Below are 17727 nucleotides of genomic sequence, written 5' to 3' on the forward strand. Positions count from 1 at the left end.
GTGTTGGAGCAGAACCCTCAAGCGCCCGCCACCATGAAAGATGTGGCTGAAAAGGCCGGCGTTTCGACCGCCACCGTCTCACGCGCGCTGATGAATCCTGAAAAAGTGTCGGCGGCGACGCGACAAAAAGTTGAACAGGCGGTGATCGCCGTCGGCTATGCGTCCCACGGCCTGACGCGCAACGCCCGCCGCGGCGACACCCAGACCATCCTGGTGATTGTTCCCGATATCTGCGATCCCTTCTTTAGCGAAATTATACGCGGCGTCGAAGTGACGGCGGCGCAGGAAGGCTATCTGGTGCTGATTGGCGACTGCGCCCACCAGAATCAGCAGGAGAAGACGTTTCTCGATCTGCTGCTGACGCGCCAGATTGACGGTATGGTGCTCCTCGGCTCGCAGATCCCGTTCGACCCTGTTCACGAGGAGCAGCGCAATCTGCCGCCGATGGTGATGGCGAACGAGTTCGCCCCGGAGATGGCGCTGCCTACCGTGCATATCGACAACCTGACGGCCGCTTTCGAGGCGGTCAACCATCTGCTGCAGCTGGGCCATCGCCAGATCGCCTGCATCGCCGGGCCGGAAGCGATGCCGCTGTGCCAGTACCGCACCCAGGGCTATATTCAGGCGCTACGCCGCAGCAATCTTACCGTCGATCCCACCTATATCGTGCGCGGCGACTTTAGCTTCGAAGCGGGCGCGCAGGCGCTGAAACAGCTGATGGCGCTGCCGCAGCCGCCGCGCGCGCTCTTCTGTCACAGCGATATGCTGGCGCTCGGCGCGATGAATCAGGCTAAACGCCTCGGCCTGCGCGTGCCGCAGGATCTCTCCATTGTCGGCTTCGATGACATCGAGCTCTCACGCTACTGCGAGCCGCCGCTCACTACCGTGACACAGCCGCGCTATCAGATTGGGCGCGAAGCGATGCTTCTTCTGCTGGATGAGCTGCAGGGCAAGCGCGTGAATAATGGCTCGCGTCTGCTGGACGCCGAACTCACCGTGCGCGGCAGCACGGCACCAGAGAAGAAGCGCGAGAAATAGCCCCTCTTTTAGGGTATTTTCAGTAGATTCTTAAGGCGAACACTGCTGGTCAAAGTTCTAACCCTTAAGTAACATGGCGGACTCCTTGCCGGGCGGTCTTTTCAGGCGTTTTCGCCCCGTTGGCACGATTTTTTGAAGGGTATCAGAACGAGAGTGGCACAGAGAGATTACGTAGGCCGCGGGCGTTCAACAGGGACGCGTCGCAAAAAAAGCAGCACCAGCCGTGGAAAGAAAAGCAAAGGCGGTTCAGGTGTTTCCAAACTGATGATAGGGCTGGCCGTCGCGGTGCTGGTGACCTTTGCCGGTGGTTTATGGTTCCTCGCGCATCATAAAAAAGAAGATGTGCCGGTGATCCCGGATCATAAAGCCAACGGCAACGGCCTGCCGCCGAAGCCTGAAGAGCGCTGGAAATATATTAAAGAGCTGGAGAACCGTCAGGTCACGGTACCGACGCCGACCGAACCGTCGGCGGGGGGCGAGGTGCAGTCGCACACCCAGCTTACCGATGAACAGCGCCAGCTGCTTGAACAGATGCAGGCGGATATGCGTCAGTCGCCAACGCAGCTGAATGAAGTGCCGTGGAACGAACAGACGCCGGCGCAGCGTCAGCAGACCCTGCAGCGCCAGCAGCAGCTTCAGATGCAGTCGCGTCAGCAGCAGCAGCAGGCAACGCAAAGTGCGCCAGCGCGTCAGCAGACTACGCAGCCGAGCCAGCCTGCGCGTCAGACGCAAACCACGCATCAGCAGCAGCCGAGCGCGCGTTCTGCGCCGCAGCCGCGTCAGACGCAGACGCCTGCGCCCGTCACGCGCGAACCCGCGCAGGAGACGGCGAAGAAAACGGCGGAAAAACCAGCCTCTTCGCAGCGCTGGATGGTGCAGTGCGGTTCGTTCAAAGGTGCCGACCAGGCGGAATCGGTGCGCGCCGGTCTGGCGTTCGAAGGTTTCGAAAGCCGCATTACCACCGGCGGCGGCTGGAATCGCGTGGTGATAGGTCCATTTAAGGATCGCAGCGCCGCCGACAGCACCCTGAAGCGACTGCGCGGCAACGGCCATTCAAACTGTATTCCGCTCGCCGTCGGGGGTTGAAACCCGCCAAAGCCGCCCCATATCTGGTTGCATGATGCGCCGCGCCTTGCCGCGCGGCGCTTTTTTTCTACTGCAACAAGGGGTCTGCCCGTGACAACAATAGTAAGCGTACGACGCAACGGACGAGTCGTTATCGGCGGTGATGGCCAGGCAACACTCGGCAATACCGTGATGAAAGGCAACGTAAAAAAAGTGCGTCGTCTTTACAACGATAAGGTAATTGCCGGTTTCGCTGGCGGTACTGCAGATGCCTTCACGCTCTTTGAACTCTTCGAACGTAAACTGGAAATGCATCAGGGCCACCTGGTGAAAGCCGCCGTTGAGCTGGCGAAAGACTGGCGCACCGACCGTATGCTGCGCCGTCTTGAAGCGCTGCTGGCGGTCGCCGATGAAAATGCCTCGCTGATCATTAGCGGCAACGGCGACGTTATCCAGCCTGAAAACGATCTTATCGCCATTGGTTCCGGTGGCCCCTTCGCTCAGGCGGCGGCGCGTGCGCTGCTGGAGAATACCGAGCTGGGCGCGCATGACATCGTCGCGAAATCCTTAGATATCGCAGGCGACATCTGCATCTACACCAACCACAATGTTAACTTCGAAGAACTGCCGTCCAGGGCGTAAGGATTAAAGATGTCTGAGATGACTCCCCGCGAAATCGTCAGCGAACTGAATCGCTTTATCATTGGCCAGGACGGCGCAAAGAAAGCTGTCGCCATTGCGCTGCGTAACCGCTGGCGTCGTATGCAGCTCGACGAAGAGCTGCGCCACGAGGTGACGCCGAAAAACATTCTGATGATCGGCCCGACCGGCGTCGGTAAAACCGAAATCGCCCGTCGCCTGGCGAAACTCGCCAACGCGCCGTTTATTAAGGTGGAAGCGACCAAATTCACCGAGGTGGGCTACGTCGGTAAAGAAGTCGACTCCATTATTCGCGACCTGACCGACGCCGCCGTAAAAATGGTGCGCAGCCAGGCGATCGAAAAGAACAAATACCGTGCCGAAGAGATGGCGGAAGAGCGCATCCTCGACGTGCTGATCCCGCCCGCCAAAAACAACTGGGGTCAGCCGGAGCAGAGCAGCGAGCCTTCCGCCGCGCGTCAGTCGTTCCGCAAGAAGCTGCGCGAAGGCCAGCTGGACGATAAAGAGATTGAGATTGATCTGGCGGCCGCGCCGGCTGGCGTCGAAATCATGGCGCCTCCAGGCATGGAAGAGATGACCAACCAGCTTCAGTCGATGTTTCAGAATCTGGGCGGCCAGAAGCAGAAGCCGCGCAAGCTGAAAATCAAAGACGCGATGAAGCTGCTGATTGAAGAAGAAGCGGCCAAGCTGGTCAATCCGGAAGAGCTGAAGCAGGATGCGATCGAAGCGGTAGAGCAGCACGGCATCGTGTTTATCGACGAGATCGATAAAATCTGTAAGCGCGGCCAGTCGTCCGGACCGGACGTGTCGCGCGAAGGCGTACAGCGCGATCTGCTGCCGCTGGTAGAAGGCTGCACCGTGTCAACCAAGCACGGCATGGTGAAAACCGATCACATTCTGTTTATCGCCTCAGGCGCGTTCCAGGTCGCCAGCCCGTCGGATCTGATCCCGGAACTGCAGGGCCGTCTGCCGATCCGTGTCGAGCTGCAGGCGCTGACCGTGAACGATTTCGAGCGCATTCTCACCGAGCCGAACGCCTCTGTGACCGTACAGTATAAAGCGCTGATGGGCACCGAAGGGGTTAACGTCGAGTTCACCGAGGACGGTATTCGCCGCATCGCTGAAGCGGCATGGCAGGTTAATGAAACCACCGAGAATATCGGCGCGCGTCGCCTGCATACCGTGCTGGAGCGTCTGATGGAAGATATCTCCTATGACGCCAGCGATCGCCACGGCGATTCCGTCACCATTGACGCGGAGTATGTCAGCAAGCATCTGGATGAGCTGGTGGCGGACGAAGATCTCAGCCGCTTTATCCTGTAATTCCGTTTTTCTATGCGCTTGCGCAAAGCCCGGCCACTGAGCCGGGCTTTTTTTTATGCATGCTGCTGATGCAGAAACTTTTTTTTCCGCTGATGATTTTGCCAACAATCCGCAACTGGCGGTATACTTACCGCTCCTGTGGCAAACAGATGAACCCATCATGAAATACGATACCTCTGAACTCTGCGACATCTACCATGAAGAAGTGAACGTTGTTGAACCGCTTTTTTCAAACTTCGGTGGCCGCACCTCATTTGGTGGTCAGATAACCACAGTGAAATGTTTCGAAGACAACGGCCTGCTCTACGATCTGCTGGAAGAGAACGGACGGGGCCGCGTGCTGGTGATTGACGGCGGCGGTTCGGTGCGTCGCGCGCTGGTGGATGCGCAGCTGGCGCGTCTGGCGGTGGAAAGCGAATGGGAAGGCTTAGTGGTTTACGGCTCTGTACGTCAGGTCGATGACCTGGAGGAGCTGGAGATCGGCATTCAGGCGATTGCTGCGGTGCCAGCGGGCGCGGCGGGCGAAGGCATTGGCGAGAGCGATGTGCGCGTGAACTTCGGCGGCGTCACCTTCTTTTCCGGCGACCATCTCTACGCCGACAATACCGGCATTATTCTCTCTGAAGATCCGCTCGATATCGAATAACGCCGAAAACGAAAACGGGAGCGACGCGCTCCCGTTTTTCATTTTTATGAGGCGCTTACACCTCTTCCATTTTTCCCAGCAGCGCACGCAGACGATCCTGCCACAGATGCTGCTCTTCCTTTAGCTGCTGGTTTTCGCGCACCAGCGAGTCATGATTGCCCGCCGCCTGCTGCGCTTCGTTTTTCAGCACGTTGTTCTGCTCTTTCAGCTCTTCGATTTCCATCTGCAGCAGGGTGATGGTATCAATCGCCTGCTGTACTTTCGCTTCCAGTTTCTCGAATACTTCAAATGACATCTTTCTGACCTCTCCTAAATTCTCGCAGGGCGTTGATGATGCCAGCCTTAGCGCATGACGCCCTGTATCAGCCAGGCCAGCAACAATGTTTCCGATTGTATGTAGCCTGATAGCGCAAGTCCAGCGACGCGGGCACTGCGGGCGCAGTCTGTAACACTTTTCGGCTTATACCTGGCCACTCGCCGCTGCGCGCGGTCGCCGCGAAAAACGCGGCGGCTAAAAAGTGGAAATGAGGTTCTATGAAAGCAAAAAGGCGCGAAAACGCGCATTTTTTTGACTCAGCACACAGATTTAGATTTCGCTATTTCTCGTTTATGCTCGTTAACGATAAATTTACACCAGCCCTACAAGAGAGCTGGGTGACTCATGGATTGAGAACAAAAACTGATAAAATTTAACCTCGCTTCAGGAATACCATTATGAGTCAGACATCGAACACACTGAAAGGGCAGTGCATCGCCGAATTCATCGGTACCGGCTTGATCATCTTCTTTGGCGCAGGCTGCGTGGCCGCGCTGAAAGTGGCCGGCGCCGCCTTCGGGCAATGGGAAATCTGTATTATCTGGGGACTCGCCGTCTCCATGGCCGTTTACCTTACCGCTGGCGTATCTGGCGCCCATCTTAACCCTGCTGTCACGGTGGCGCTCTGTCTGTTCGCCAACTTTGAAGGCCGTAAGGTGGTGCCCTATATTCTGGCGCAGGTGGCTGGCGCATTCTGCGCTGCCGCGCTGGTTTACGGCCTTTATTACAATCTGTTTTTCGATTACGAACAAAGCCACCAGATGGTGCGCGGCACGGTGCAAAGCCTGGATCTGGCCGGCGTCTTCTCAACCTACCCTAACCCGCATATCAGCGTAGGACAGGCGTTCCTGGTTGAAATGGTGATCACGGCGGTACTGATGGCGGTGATTATGGCGCTGACCGACGATGGCAACGGCGTACCGCGTGGTCCGCTGGCACCGCTGTTGATCGGCCTGCTGGTTGCCGTTATCGGCGGCGCGATGGGCCCGCTGACCGGCTTCGCCCTGAACCCGGCGCGTGATTTCGGACCCAAGCTGTTCGCCTTCTTTGCGGGTTGGGGTAACGTGGCCTTTACGGGCGGTAAAGATATCCCCTACTTCCTGGTACCGATCTTTGGCCCGTTAGTGGGAGCCTGTCTGGGTGCCTTCGGCTATCGCGCGCTGATTGGCCGCCACCTGCCTGGCGCCGTACTGGCCAGCAGCAAAACAGAAAAACCGGTCGCACGCGCTGAGCAGCGTAAAGCGTAAGTTTCACCTTTTCATCGGGAATGCATTATGACGACTACCACTGATAAAAAATATATTGTTGCGCTCGACCAGGGCACCACCAGCTCACGCGCCGTCGTGCTGGATCACGATGCCAACATCGTTGCGGTATCGCAGCGCGAATTTACCCAAATCTACCCGAAAGCGGGCTGGGTTGAACATGACCCGATGGATATCTGGGCATCGCAAAGCTCGACGCTGGTCGAAGTGCTGGCGCACGCCGACATCCGTTCCGATGAGATTGCCGCAATCGGCATCACCAACCAGCGCGAAACCGCCATCGTCTGGGACAAAGAGAGCGGCAAGCCGATCTATAACGCCATCGTCTGGCAGGATCCGCGCACCGCGGACTACTGCAACAAGCTGAAGAAAGAGGGGCTGGAAGAGTATATCCAGCACACCACCGGCCTGGTGATTAACCCCTACTTCTCCGGTACCAAGGTGAAGTGGATCCTCGACCATGTAGAAGGCGCGCGCGAACGCGCGAAGCGCGGCGAGCTGCTGTTCGGCACCGTCGATACGTGGCTGGTGTGGAAAATGACCCAGGGACGCGTGCATATTACCGATCATACCAACGCCTCGCGCACCATGATGTATAACATCCACAAGCTGGAGTGGGATCAGCGTATGCTGGAGATCCTTGATATTCCGCGCGAAATGCTGCCGGAAGTGAAAGGCTCTTCAGAGGTGTACGGTCAGACCAACATCGGCGGTAAAGGCGGCACGCGTATTCCTATCGCCGGTATTGCAGGCGACCAGCAGGCGGCACTTTACGGTCAGCTCTGCGTTCAGCCGGGCATGGCGAAAAACACCTACGGCACCGGCTGCTTTATGCTGATGAACACCGGCACCGAAGCGGTGACCTCTTCGCACGGCCTGTTAACCACCATCGCCTGCGGCCCGCGCGGCGAAGTGAACTACGCGCTGGAAGGTGCAGTGTTTATCGGCGGCGCCTCAATTCAGTGGCTGCGTGATGAGATGAAGCTCATCAGCGACTCGACCGACTCAGAGTATTTTGCGCTTAAGGTGAAGGATACCAACGGCGTTTATATGGTTCCGGCCTTTACCGGCCTGGGCGCGCCCTACTGGGATCCCTATGCGCGCGGCGCCATTTTTGGCCTGACGCGCGGCGCTAACGCCAACCATATTATTCGCGCCACGCTGGAGTCTATCGCCTACCAGACGCGCGACGTGCTGGAAGCGATGCAGAACGACGCCGACACCCGCCTGCAGTCGCTGCGCGTGGATGGCGGCGCGGTGGCGAACAACTTCCTGATGCAGTTCCAGTCGGACATTCTCGGCACGCGCGTTGAGCGTCCGGAAGTACGTGAGGTCACCGCGCTGGGCGCCGCCTATCTGGCAGGTCTGGCAGTGGGCTTCTGGGGCGACCTGGAAGAGGTACGCGCCAAAGCGGTTATCGAGCGCGAATTCCGTCCGAGCATCGAAACCACCGAGCGCAACGTTCGCTACGCTGGCTGGAAAAAAGCGGTGGCGCGCGCGCAGGCGTGGGAAGACCACGACGAGTAACAGGCACGTGTGCCAGCAACGCTGGCACACCTCTCAACCTTCCAGGCCCGCGACGCTGTCGCGGGCTTTTTTTTTGCCCTTCCCCGCTATGCTACACTGCTCTTTTTTCAGCAGGTGCAGGCTATGAAACGAGAACTCGCCATAGAATTTTCCCGCGTGACCGAAGCGGCGGCGTTAGCCGGCTATCGCTGGCTGGGACGCGGCGACAAAAACGGCGCCGACGGCGCTGCCGTCCACGCGATGCGACACGTTCTGAACACCATTGATATCGACGGCCAGATTGTGATCGGCGAAGGAGAGATCGACGAAGCGCCAATGCTCTATATCGGCGAGAAGGTCGGCAGCGGACGCGGCGACGCGGTCGATATCGCGGTGGATCCGATCGAGGGCACGCGCATGACCGCCATGGGCCAGGCCAACGCGCTGGCGGTGCTGGCGGTCGGCGACAAAGGCAGCTTTCTGCACGCGCCAGATATGTATATGGAGAAGCTGATAGTCGGCCCGGCAGCGCGCGGCCATATCGATCTCAATCTGCCGCTGGAAACCAACCTGCGAAATATCGCCGCGGCGCTGGGTAAGCCGCTGGCGCAGCTAACGGTCTCTATTCTGGCGAAACCGCGCCACGACGCGGTTATCGCGCAGCTACAGCAGCTTGGCGTGCGCGTCTTCGCCTTCCCGGACGGTGACGTAGCGGCCTCTATCCTGACCTGCATGCCTGACAGCGAGGTCGACGTGCTCTACGGCATCGGCGGCGCGCCAGAGGGCGTGGTATCGGCCGCGGTGATCCGCGCGCTGGATGGCGATATGCAGGGCCGTCTGCTGCCGCGTCATGAGGTAAAGGGCGAGAGCGAAGAGAATCGCCGCATTGGCGAGCAGGAGCTGGCGCGCTGCGACGAGATGGGCATTAAAGCGGGTGAGGTATTGCCGCTGGCGCGAATGGCGCGCAACGACAACGTTATTTTCGCCGCCACCGGCATTACCAGCGGCGACCTGCTGAAAGGTATTACGCGTCAGGGCAATATCGCCACCAGCGAAACCCTGCTGATCCGCGGCAAATCACGCACGATTCGCCGCATCCAGTCGATCCACTATCTGGACCGCAAAGACGCGGCGCTGCATCCCTTTATCCTGTAACCGTGCCGCTCTGGCCTTCTGGCTGTCGCGACAGCGGCAGCCAGCAGAGCAGCATCACCAGCGCGGTAGCGAACATCAGCATGCCCAGGCTGAACTGGTCGCGCTGCGGCAGCAGCGCAGACGCCCAGGCGACCACGCCCGACCCCAGGTTTTGCAATCCCCCAATCAGCGCGCCGGCGCTGCCAGCCAGCCAGGCATAGGGCTCCATCGCGCCTGACGTCGCCAGCGGGAACAGCATACCCGCGCCGAAGAAGAAGAGCGCGGCGGGCACCAGCAGCGTCCAGATATTCATTATGCCGAACCACGCCGGGATCCACATCAGCGCGCCCGCCAGCAGGCAGCTGTTCACGCCGGCCCACATCAGGCTATGCCAGGAACGCGCTTCGCGTCCGGCAAACCATGCGCCGAAAAAGGCGGCGGGGATAGGCAGAATAAACAGAATACTCACGGTGAACGCATCCAGCCCCAGCACACCGCCCAGCAGCACGCCGCAGCTCGCTTCAAACACCGCGATACCCGCCAGCGCGCCAATCAGCAGCACAATAAAACGCACAAAGCTGGCGTCGCTTAACAGGCGCTGATAGCGGCGAAAGAAAGGCGTGACCTCGCCGCCGTTTGGACGCGTCTCCGGCAGCCAGCGCATCATCGCGCCCGTCACCGCCACGCAAAGCAGCAGGAGAAAGGCGAAGCAGGCGTGCCAGCCGAACAGCTTCGTCAGCAACGCGCCGATAACCGGTGCCAGCAGCGGACTGACCAGCAGCCCCATATTCAGCAGGCTGTTAGCCTGGCGCAGCGCGACACCCGCATAGAGGTCGCGCGGCATCGTACGCGCCATCACGCCCGCCACGCCGGTGCCCAGCCCCTGAATGGCGCTGCCCAGCACCAGCACGTTCAGCGACGGCGCGAGCATCGCCGTCACGGCGCCGATCATAAAGATCGTCATGCCGGCGAGGATCACCGGACGGCGCCCGATGCTGTCGGAGAGCGGGCCGTAGATCAGCTGCGATCCGCCATAGGTCATCAGATAGGCCGCCATCACGCGCTGCAGCGTGCCGTCGTGCACGTTGAGCGCATCCGCCATTTCGGCCATCGCCGGGACATAGATCGTCTGCGCCATCTGCCCAACCGCCAGCATTAAAATCAACATCAGCAGCAGCGGTCGATTTTCCATCTTCTTCATCGACATCTCAGTCTGGGAAATAAAGTCAATTCAGCAGCAAAATGCGCTGCACCGGGTTAATGGCGGGAAAAATATCAGGATTACGTGACAAATCGAGAGAGGAACGTAAAGAGGCTGGCGTAAGGGCGTCAAGTTTTCGCACCATCTTGTCAACCGCGGGCAACGGCGTGTTGAGACGTGCGGTGCATTTGTCGATTAGAGCCAAAAATCTGGCGCGCGGGTGGAAAAAGCGCCGTGCAGCCGCGATGATAACACTGTGCCTGAAAAATCAACGACCAGGAGAGTAACGATGGCTGAATGGGTCAATGCGCAAGTAAAGGAAGTGAAGAACTGGACGGACGCGCTGTTCAGTCTGCGGGTGCATGCGCCGATCGATGCGTTCACCGCCGGTCAGTTCGCCAAGCTGGCACTGGAGATAGACGGCGAACGCGTGCAGCGCGCGTACTCCTATGTAAACGCGCCCAGCGATCCTTTACTGGAGTTTTATCTGGTTACGGTGCCGGAGGGCAAGCTGAGCCCGCGTCTGCAGGCGCTCAGGCCGGGCGACACCGTGATGATCACCAAAGAGGCTGCCGGCTTTTTTGTGCTGGATGAGATTCCGCCGTGCAAAACGCTATGGATGCTGGCGACCGGCACGGCGATTGGCCCTTACCTTTCCATTCTGCAACAGGGTGAAGGGCTGGATCGCTTCGATGATATCGTGCTGGTGCACGCGGTGCGCTACGCCGCCGATCTCAGCTATCTGCCGCTGATGCAGTCACTGCAGCAGATCTACAACGGCAAGCTGCGCATTCAGACGGTAGTGAGTCGCGAAAATGCAGCGGGATCCCTCACCGGCCGCGTGCCAGCGCTGATCGAAAGCGGCGAGCTGGAACGCGCGGTGGGCCTGCCGATAGAGGCGGAATCGGGCCATATTATGCTATGCGGTAACCCGCAGATGGTGCGTGATACCCAGCAGATGCTGAAAGAGACGCGCGATATGCGCAAGCATCTGAAGCGTAAACCTGGCCACATCACCAGCGAGCACTACTGGTAAGCCGTGCGGTGATAAGGTAATTCTTATCGACGGACAAATTTTGCCCGTCGCGCTTTTGACTTTCGCAGGTAAAACCCGTTTTAATCTGGCGCAAAGTTTACTGGTCGAGCCTACGAAATGAAGAATTTGCCCGGCGCGCTGCTGCTCAGCCTTGCGCTAACGGCCCCGGCATTTGCCGCCGATCCCACGCTGCGCGCGCGCAGCGAATCCTTACCTGCCGCCCCCTACGTGCTGGCGGGTGCGCCGACCTTTGATATGACCATCGGCCAGTTCCGTGAAAGGTATAACGCTGCCAACGCCGAGCTGCCGCTGCTGGAGTATCGCGCCATCGATAGCCGAAACGACAGCAGCCGCCTGACGCGCGCGGCGAGCAAAATCAGCGAAACGCTCTACGCCTCCACCGCGCTGGAGCAGGGAACCGGGAAAGTGAAGACGCTGCAGCTTACCTGGCTGCCAGTGCCAGGACCGGAGCAGAAAGCGTCGCAGGAGAAAGCGCTCGCCTACATGACGGCGCTGCTGCGCTTTTTTGTGCCGGGTCTCTCGCCGGACGAGGCGCGGCAGAAGCTGAACGCGCTGCTGAGTAAAGGCAAAGGCGCGCGCTATTTTTCCCGCACTGAAGGCGCGCTGCGTTTCGTGGTGGCGGACAACGGCGACAAGGGGCTCACCTTCGCCGTCGAGCCCATAAAACTGGCGCTGCCGCCTGCCGATCAGGGCGGCAAAAATGACGAAAAGCAAAGCCATTGACCTGATAGATCTCTATACTGTCTGGCAGTCTACGCTGCCCGACGGCAGTGCAATTTAATGAATCGCGTAACGCGGAGGATAGAATGCGACATCCATTGGTTATGGGTAACTGGAAACTGAATGGCAGCAAGCAGATGACAGGCGAGCTGATCGAAGGCCTGCGCAAAGCGCTCTCCGGCGTTGACGGTTGCGGCGTAGCAATCGCCCCGCCAGCCATCTATCTCGACCAGGCAAAACATGCCATCTCCGGCAGCCACATCGCTCTGGGCGCGCAAAACGTCGACGTCAACCTCTCGGGCGCCTTCACCGGCGAAACCTCCGCGGACATGCTGAAAGATATCGGCGCGAAATATATCATTATCGGCCACTCTGAGCGTCGCACCTACCACAAAGAGAGCGACGAGTTCATCGCGAAGAAATTCGCCGTGCTGAAAGCGGCTGGCCTGGTGCCGGTACTGTGCATTGGTGAAACCGAAGCGGAAAACGAAGCGGGTCAGACTGAAGAAGTCTGCGCGCGCCAGATCGACGCGGTGCTGGAAACTCAGGGTGCGGAAGCCTTTAACGGCGTGGTTATCGCCTATGAGCCGGTCTGGGCGATCGGCACCGGCAAATCAGCTACGCCGGCGCAGGCGCAGGCGGTACATAAGTTTATTCGTCAGCACATCGCGAAGAAAGACGCGGCGGTCGCCGAGCAGGTAATCATTCAGTACGGCGGTTCTGTAAACGACAAGAACGCGGCTGAACTCTTTACCCAGCCAGACATCGACGGCGCGCTGGTCGGCGGCGCCTCGCTGAAGGCTGACGCCTTCGCCGTTATCGTTAAAGCGGCGGCAGAAGCGAAAAAAGCGTAACGTCTGATACACATCGAAGGCGGCCAAATGGCCGCCTTTTTTATTGCCGCAAAATCTCGCAGCTGTGGTCCTGCAGCTCCTCTGCCGATCCCCGATTTAGCAACAGCCAGTTGCGCTCGATCGCCATTGCCGCCAGACGTCCGTCCGGCAGCGACGCCAGCGCCAGCCCATACTTGCCCATTTCGCCGCGCGCGTCAGGGATCTCGTTGGCCACGCGGATAAACAGGCTCTGCTGTGTCAGCTCCGGCAGGGTTAGCGCGCGTATCTGGTAGGCGTGCTGGCGCAGCTGTTCCCTCTGCCAGCGACTGGAGAGCGCGGGGGCAAGGCGGTCCAGCGCGCGACGTACATCGGGACGCAGGCAGGAGATATGGATATGCAGCTGGTTTTGAGTGCGACCATACTCGGCGTTGATCGCCAGCGACAGGGCGCTATCAGCAATGGGCGCGCCGCGCTTTACCGCCAGCTGCGCGCGCGCCTGCCAGGCGAAAGCGAAGAAATCAGGTGTTGCGGGATTGAGCAGCGCCGGGCTTTCCATGCCGCTGATTTTCGCCAGCGGGATCAGCAAATACTGCAGCGGTCCGTTCAGATCTTTAAGCAGCGCATAGCCTTGTGCAAGGTCGACGCGCTGACAAGGCGCGGGCGCGCCCGTTGTACGCTGATTTGGCTCGCACTTTTCGCTGACGATGTGCCACAGCGCATCGCTGTTTTTGTGCAGGTGGAAAGCGGCAATAACCAGGCCGCTTATCAGTATCAACAGCAGCAGCGCAATCACCCCCAGCGCTCGGCGACGTCCCTGCATAGCAAGGCTCCTCTTTCCGCTTTTTCCCGCATCCTCGCCTGGCCGTCGCGCAATGTCACGCACAAACAAAAACGACCAGCATGTGGCTGGCCGTTTTTTACTGCGCTTGCGCGATTAAGGCTTCATCACCTGGTCATAGGTGCCGCCATCGGCAAAGTGCGTTTTCTGCGCCTGCGTCCAGCCGCCGAACTTATTATCGATAGTAAACAGCTTCACCGGCGCGAAGGTATTCGCAAATTTCTTCGCTACCTCCGCATCGCGCGGGCGATAGTAATTTTGCGCCGCGATGGTCTGGCCCTCCGGTGAGTAGAGATATTTTAGATAGGCGTCCGCGACTTGACGTGTGCCCTGGCTGTCCACCACTTTATCCACCACGGAAACGGTCGGCTCAGCCAGAATCGATTCGCTCGGCGTAACGATTTCAAATTTGTCTTTGCCCAGCTTATCGACCGCCAGATAAGCTTCGTTTTCCCAGGCAATCAGCACATCGCCGATACCCCGTTCGACGAAGGTGTTCGTTGCGCCGCGCGCGCCGGAGTCCTGAACCTCAACGTTTTTAAACAGCGCTTTTACATAAGCCTGTGCCTTCGCCTGATCGCCGTTGTTTTGATCCAGCGCCCAGCCCCATGCCGCCAGATAGTTCCAGCGCGCGCCGCCTGACGTTTTCGGGTTTGGGGTAATAACGGAGACGCCCGGCTTAATCAAATCCGGCCAGTCGTGAATGCCTTTGGGATTGCCTTTACGCACCAGGAAAACGATGGTGGAGGTATAAGGCGCGGAGTTGTCCGGCAGACGCTTGAGCCAGTTTTTATCAATACGGCCGCGTTCGGCGATAGCATCAACATCGGATTGCAGCGCCAGCGTTACGACATCGGCGCGAATGCCGTTAATCACCGAGGTCGCCTGCTTGCCTGAACCGCCGTGCGACTGGCGGATCACCACATTATCGCCGGTTTCCTGCTTATAGTGCGCCGCAAAGGCTTTGTTGTACTGCTCGTACAGCTCGCGCGTCGGATCGTAAGAGACGTTTAACAGCTGGTAATCCTTTGCCAGAACGCTGGCAGAGGCCAGCAGAAGGGTAATCCCGATACTCCACTTGTTCATTATGCACGCTCCCGATGTCATTATGCCGGTAGCGTGACATAAACTATTTTAGAGCTAAAAGAATTAAAAACGAGCATTTATAACTGGCAGGAATATGGATAAATAAAATAAAAGCGCGTCTGAGAGACGCGCCTGAAGCCTGTTTGGGATCAGTAGAGTTTTTTCGCGGTATCCAGCCAGTCGCGCTTAAACGGACGCTTCATGTTTTCAATAGCGTCGATGATGTCGTGATGCACCATCTTCTCATTCTGGATGCCAACGCAGCGGCCGCCGTAGCCCTGTAGCAGCAGCTCAATAGCATAGGCGCCCATGCGCGACGCGAGGATACGGTCGTAAGCGCAGGGCGCGCCGCCGCGCTGAATATGACCGAGCACGGTCGCGCGCGTTTCACGTTTGGTTTCCGCTTCGATGTACTTCGCCAGGTCGTCGATATCACAGATATGCTCGGTGATCGCCACGATGGCGTGCTTTTTGCCTTTGGCGATACCCGCTTTAATCTCCATCACCAGCTCTTCGCGGGTGTAAGGAATTTCCGGCAGCACGATAAATTCGCAACCGCCCGCAATCGCCGCCGCCAGGGTCAGGTCGCCGCAGTAGCGGCCCATCACTTCAACAATTGAGATGCGCTGGTGCGAAGAGGAAGTGTCGCGCAGACGGTCAATCGCCTCGACTACAGTTTCCAGCGCGGTAAAGTAGCCGATGGTGTAGTCAGTACCCGCGACATCGTTATCGATAGTGCCCGGCAGACCAATGCAGGGAAAACCCATTTCGGTCAGACGCTTCGCGCCCATATAAGAGCCGTCGCCGCCGATGACAACCAGCGCGTCAATGCCGCGTTTTTTCATATTCTCAATCGCGACCTGGCGCACTTCATCATTGCGGAATTCGGGGAAACGCGCCGAGCCCAGGAAGGTGCCGCCGCGGTTAATCATGTCCGATACGCTGTAGCGGTCAAGATTGATCATCCGATCTTCGTACAGTCCCAGATAGCCGTCATAGATACCAAAAACTTCCAGTCCTTCGCTCAGCGCTGATCGCACAACGCCGCGAATGGCTGCGTTCATGCCGGGGGCGTCGCCGCCGCTGGTCAATACACCAATTTTTTTGATCATGACAACCTCTGGATTGTTAAAACGAAAAGTTAATCCTGCCTGTCGTGCGCCGCTAAGCGGCATACCCTATGCGCGACCCGTGATGGCAGATAGTATATCAAAGGCTTGCTGCTGAATTGATTCAGGTCAGACAAGTTTTCACTAAATTTTTTGCGGTATTGTTAGCGCTTCGTCATTTTAAATAGATTAAATTGGTTCAATCCGGTTAAAAGCCAGCTGAATTCTGCTGTTCAATCGGCACGACAGAGCAGGGATCCTGATGAATAATCACGTCCGAGCCGGGGAAACGCTGACGCAGCGCCTTCTCTACCTGATCCGCTACACGATGTGCCTGTACCAGAGGCAAATCGTCGTTAAGCTCCAGATGTAGCTGGATAAATTTAGTCGGGCCCGACTGACGCGTGCGCACGTCATGTACGCCTTCCACGCCTGGCCAGTTCAGCGCCAGCTCAAGAATGATGTTGTGCTCCTCCTCCGGCAGCGCGCGATCCAGTAACGACTGCACGGCGTCATAGCCCATCCGCAAGGCGCTGTACAGGATATAGATGCCGATGCCTAACGCGAACAGCGCGTCTGCGCGAGCGAAGCCGTAGCTGCTTAATCCCAGAGCGATCAGGATAGCGCCATTCATTACCACGTCAGACTGATAGTGCAGCATATCGGCGCGAATCGCCTGGCTGTGCGTGTGGCGCACGACCCAGCGCTGAAACGCCACCAGCAGCAGCGTCGAACAGAGCGCCACCACGGTAACCACCACCCCAACCAGCGGGGCGCGCAGCGTATTCGGCGAAGCCAGATGCTGGATGCCGGTCAAAAACAGGAACAGCGCTGACCCAGAGATAAACATGCTTTGCGCCAGTGCCGCCAGTGATTCCGCCTTGCCGTGACCAAAAGTATGGTTGGCATCGGCAGGCTGCAGCGCATAGCGCACGACTAAAAGGTTAGTTAACGAGGCGGCGATGTCCACCAGCGAGTCGACCAGCCCAGCCAGCAGGCTGACCGAACCGGTATACCACCAGGCAAATATTTTAACGATAAGCAGGCTGGTCGCCAGGATGGTCGCCGCCAGCGCCGCGCGCTTGACCAGACGAGCATAGGTGGGTTGCATAATGTGCTCCCTCAGCCACTACAGGCATGCACCCGAAATAAAGGAATGGCTAAAGTTTAACATCCACATTGTCGCTGCGCATAAACCCTGCATCATCAGAAGAGAAAGGCTGGTAGCCTGCCAGAAAAAACAAACCCCGCCCTCATAGAGGACGGGGTACCGTTTCCCGCTGGGGGAAACGCACGGTTTACCGCTCAGCTCTAAACTTGTCAGGAAGAGCTACGGCCGCCGCCGTGGTTGCTCTGACCGCCTTTTTTGCCTGCTTCAGAGGCTTTTTCACGATCGTTTTTAAAATTACCGCTACCGCCGCTGCTTTTTCCGCCTTTTTTACCGGCTTCAGAGGCTTTTTGCGGGTTGTCTGCGAAATTGCCTGAACCACCACGATGTTCTGCCATAACTTACTCCGTTAATATATTCAGATTGATTACGTAATGTGGTTACTGCACTCCATTTAAAATTCCCGGGGTGTGCACTTTCCTTGCTGCGACAAAATTAAGTGTAGAAGTAAGCCTCAGGAATTCAAGAAAATGAAAAAATAATTAACTTAATGATATTGTTGAGTTTTAAATAAAGCAGAAAAACTTATTTTCTTCTTATCATATATTTAAATAAAAAGTCGCTTCGCTTTTTTATTTTACCCGCCTCGTTTGTCGATATATTTACGCGGCATTACATATTCCTCATAGAAAAACCAGCAAAACGGAAAAGAAGGCTGTTCTGTTAAATGCCTGAGGATTTAAGGGGTTAGTGCTTTACTTAAATAGAGTGTTAATGCTGAAGAGAGATCGGTCTGCCAACGTTGACACTGCGGCTCGAATA

At 57.8% G+C, this 17727-nt stretch carries 18 protein-coding genes; 11 read left to right on the forward strand and 7 right to left on the reverse strand.

Annotated features, from left to right (window positions below):
• Positions 1-3 precede the first annotated feature (3 nt).
• The 5 genes from cytR (at position 4) to rraA (ending at position 4732) form a co-directional block, all read left to right on the forward strand.
• Positions 4-1038: a DNA-binding transcriptional regulator CytR gene (cytR, locus tag ACR6A7_RS17485; protein ID WP_096072356.1), complete on the forward strand. Its 1035-nt coding sequence runs from the start codon at positions 4-6 to the stop codon at positions 1036-1038.
• A 153-nt stretch (positions 1039-1191) separates the two neighbouring features.
• Positions 1192-2124 carry a cell division protein FtsN gene (ftsN, locus tag ACR6A7_RS17490; protein ID WP_434126397.1) on the forward strand — a complete coding sequence of 311 codons (933 nt, stop codon included), beginning with the start codon at positions 1192-1194 and terminating at the stop codon, positions 2122-2124.
• Positions 2125-2214: 90 nt separating this feature from the next.
• Positions 2215-2745, forward strand: coding sequence for an ATP-dependent protease subunit HslV (hslV, locus tag ACR6A7_RS17495; RefSeq protein WP_071997483.1), 531 nt, complete (start codon positions 2215-2217; stop codon positions 2743-2745).
• Positions 2746-2754: 9 nt separating this feature from the next.
• Positions 2755-4086: an ATP-dependent protease ATPase subunit HslU gene (gene hslU / locus ACR6A7_RS17500; protein WP_033754427.1), complete on the forward strand. Its 1332-nt coding sequence runs from the start codon at positions 2755-2757 to the stop codon at positions 4084-4086.
• A 160-nt stretch (positions 4087-4246) separates the two neighbouring features.
• The gene (rraA, locus tag ACR6A7_RS17505) at positions 4247-4732 is read left to right on the forward strand and encodes a ribonuclease E activity regulator RraA (RefSeq protein ID WP_033754424.1); all 486 of its coding nucleotides are present in this window, start codon (positions 4247-4249) and stop codon (positions 4730-4732) included.
• Between the two features lie 55 nt (positions 4733-4787).
• On the opposite strand, the gene zapB is transcribed toward rraA, so the two are convergent.
• A complete protein-coding gene (gene zapB, locus ACR6A7_RS17510) occupies positions 4788-5027 on the reverse strand; it encodes a cell division protein ZapB (RefSeq protein ID WP_434126400.1) in 240 nt (79 codons plus the stop codon).
• Between the two features lie 419 nt (positions 5028-5446).
• Here zapB and ACR6A7_RS17515 point away from each other — a divergent pair, with 419 nt between their 5' ends.
• The 3 genes from ACR6A7_RS17515 to glpX all read left to right on the forward strand — a co-directional run bounded on the left by ACR6A7_RS17515 (position 5447) and on the right by glpX (position 8974).
• On the forward strand, positions 5447-6295 hold the full coding sequence (locus ACR6A7_RS17515; RefSeq protein WP_434126402.1) for an MIP/aquaporin family protein: 849 nt from the start codon (positions 5447-5449) through the stop codon (positions 6293-6295).
• Positions 6296-6322: 27 nt separating this feature from the next.
• Positions 6323-7840 (forward strand): glycerol kinase GlpK, encoded by a 1518-nt coding sequence (glpK, locus tag ACR6A7_RS17520; protein WP_434126404.1) that lies wholly within the window; start codon positions 6323-6325, stop codon positions 7838-7840.
• Between the two features lie 123 nt (positions 7841-7963).
• Positions 7964-8974: a class II fructose-bisphosphatase gene (glpX, locus tag ACR6A7_RS17525; protein ID WP_033754412.1), complete on the forward strand. Its 1011-nt coding sequence runs from the start codon at positions 7964-7966 to the stop codon at positions 8972-8974.
• Here glpX and emrD read toward each other — a convergent pair.
• Entirely contained in the window at positions 8964-10154 is a 1191-nt protein-coding gene (gene emrD / locus ACR6A7_RS17530; RefSeq protein WP_434126405.1) for a multidrug efflux MFS transporter EmrD, read from the reverse strand. The genes glpX and emrD overlap by 11 nt on opposite strands.
• A 289-nt stretch (positions 10155-10443) precedes the next feature.
• Between emrD and fpr the strand changes: the two genes are divergently transcribed.
• The 3 genes from fpr to tpiA all read left to right on the forward strand — a co-directional run bounded on the left by fpr (position 10444) and on the right by tpiA (position 12785).
• Positions 10444-11190, forward strand: a complete 747-nt coding sequence (fpr, locus tag ACR6A7_RS17535; RefSeq protein ID WP_434126406.1) for a ferredoxin--NADP(+) reductase — start codon at positions 10444-10446, stop codon at positions 11188-11190.
• A gap of 117 nt (positions 11191-11307) precedes the next feature.
• Positions 11308-11934 (forward strand): DUF1454 family protein, encoded by a 627-nt coding sequence (locus ACR6A7_RS17540; RefSeq protein ID WP_434126407.1) that lies wholly within the window; start codon positions 11308-11310, stop codon positions 11932-11934.
• A gap of 83 nt (positions 11935-12017) precedes the next feature.
• A complete protein-coding gene (gene tpiA / locus ACR6A7_RS17545; protein ID WP_434126409.1) occupies positions 12018-12785 on the forward strand; it encodes a triose-phosphate isomerase in 768 nt (255 codons plus the stop codon).
• A 40-nt stretch (positions 12786-12825) separates the two neighbouring features.
• Here the strand turns inward: tpiA and ACR6A7_RS17550 are convergent, their stop codons facing one another.
• From ACR6A7_RS17550 to ACR6A7_RS17570, 5 genes are all read right to left on the reverse strand, one after another.
• A complete protein-coding gene (locus ACR6A7_RS17550) occupies positions 12826-13584 on the reverse strand; it encodes a CDP-diacylglycerol diphosphatase (RefSeq protein ID WP_434126411.1) in 759 nt (252 codons plus the stop codon).
• 114 nt (positions 13585-13698) lie between these two features.
• Positions 13699-14688 carry a sulfate ABC transporter substrate-binding protein gene (locus tag ACR6A7_RS17555; RefSeq protein WP_434126412.1) on the reverse strand — a complete coding sequence of 330 codons (990 nt, stop codon included), beginning with the start codon at positions 14686-14688 and terminating at the stop codon, positions 13699-13701.
• A 149-nt stretch (positions 14689-14837) separates the two neighbouring features.
• Positions 14838-15800, reverse strand: coding sequence for a 6-phosphofructokinase (gene pfkA, locus ACR6A7_RS17560; protein WP_434126414.1), 963 nt, complete (start codon positions 15798-15800; stop codon positions 14838-14840).
• A gap of 205 nt (positions 15801-16005) precedes the next feature.
• The gene (gene fieF, locus ACR6A7_RS17565) at positions 16006-16908 is read right to left on the reverse strand and encodes a CDF family cation-efflux transporter FieF (protein WP_434126416.1); all 903 of its coding nucleotides are present in this window, start codon (positions 16906-16908) and stop codon (positions 16006-16008) included.
• Between the two features lie 209 nt (positions 16909-17117).
• Positions 17118-17303, reverse strand: coding sequence for a con-10 family general stress protein (locus tag ACR6A7_RS17570; RefSeq protein ID WP_434126417.1), 186 nt, complete (start codon positions 17301-17303; stop codon positions 17118-17120).
• Between the last annotated feature and the right edge of the window lie 424 nt (positions 17304-17727).

The sequence above is a fragment of the Pantoea phyllosphaerae genome (assembly GCF_051025595.1).
Taxonomy (GTDB): domain Bacteria; phylum Pseudomonadota; class Gammaproteobacteria; order Enterobacterales; family Enterobacteriaceae; genus Pantoea.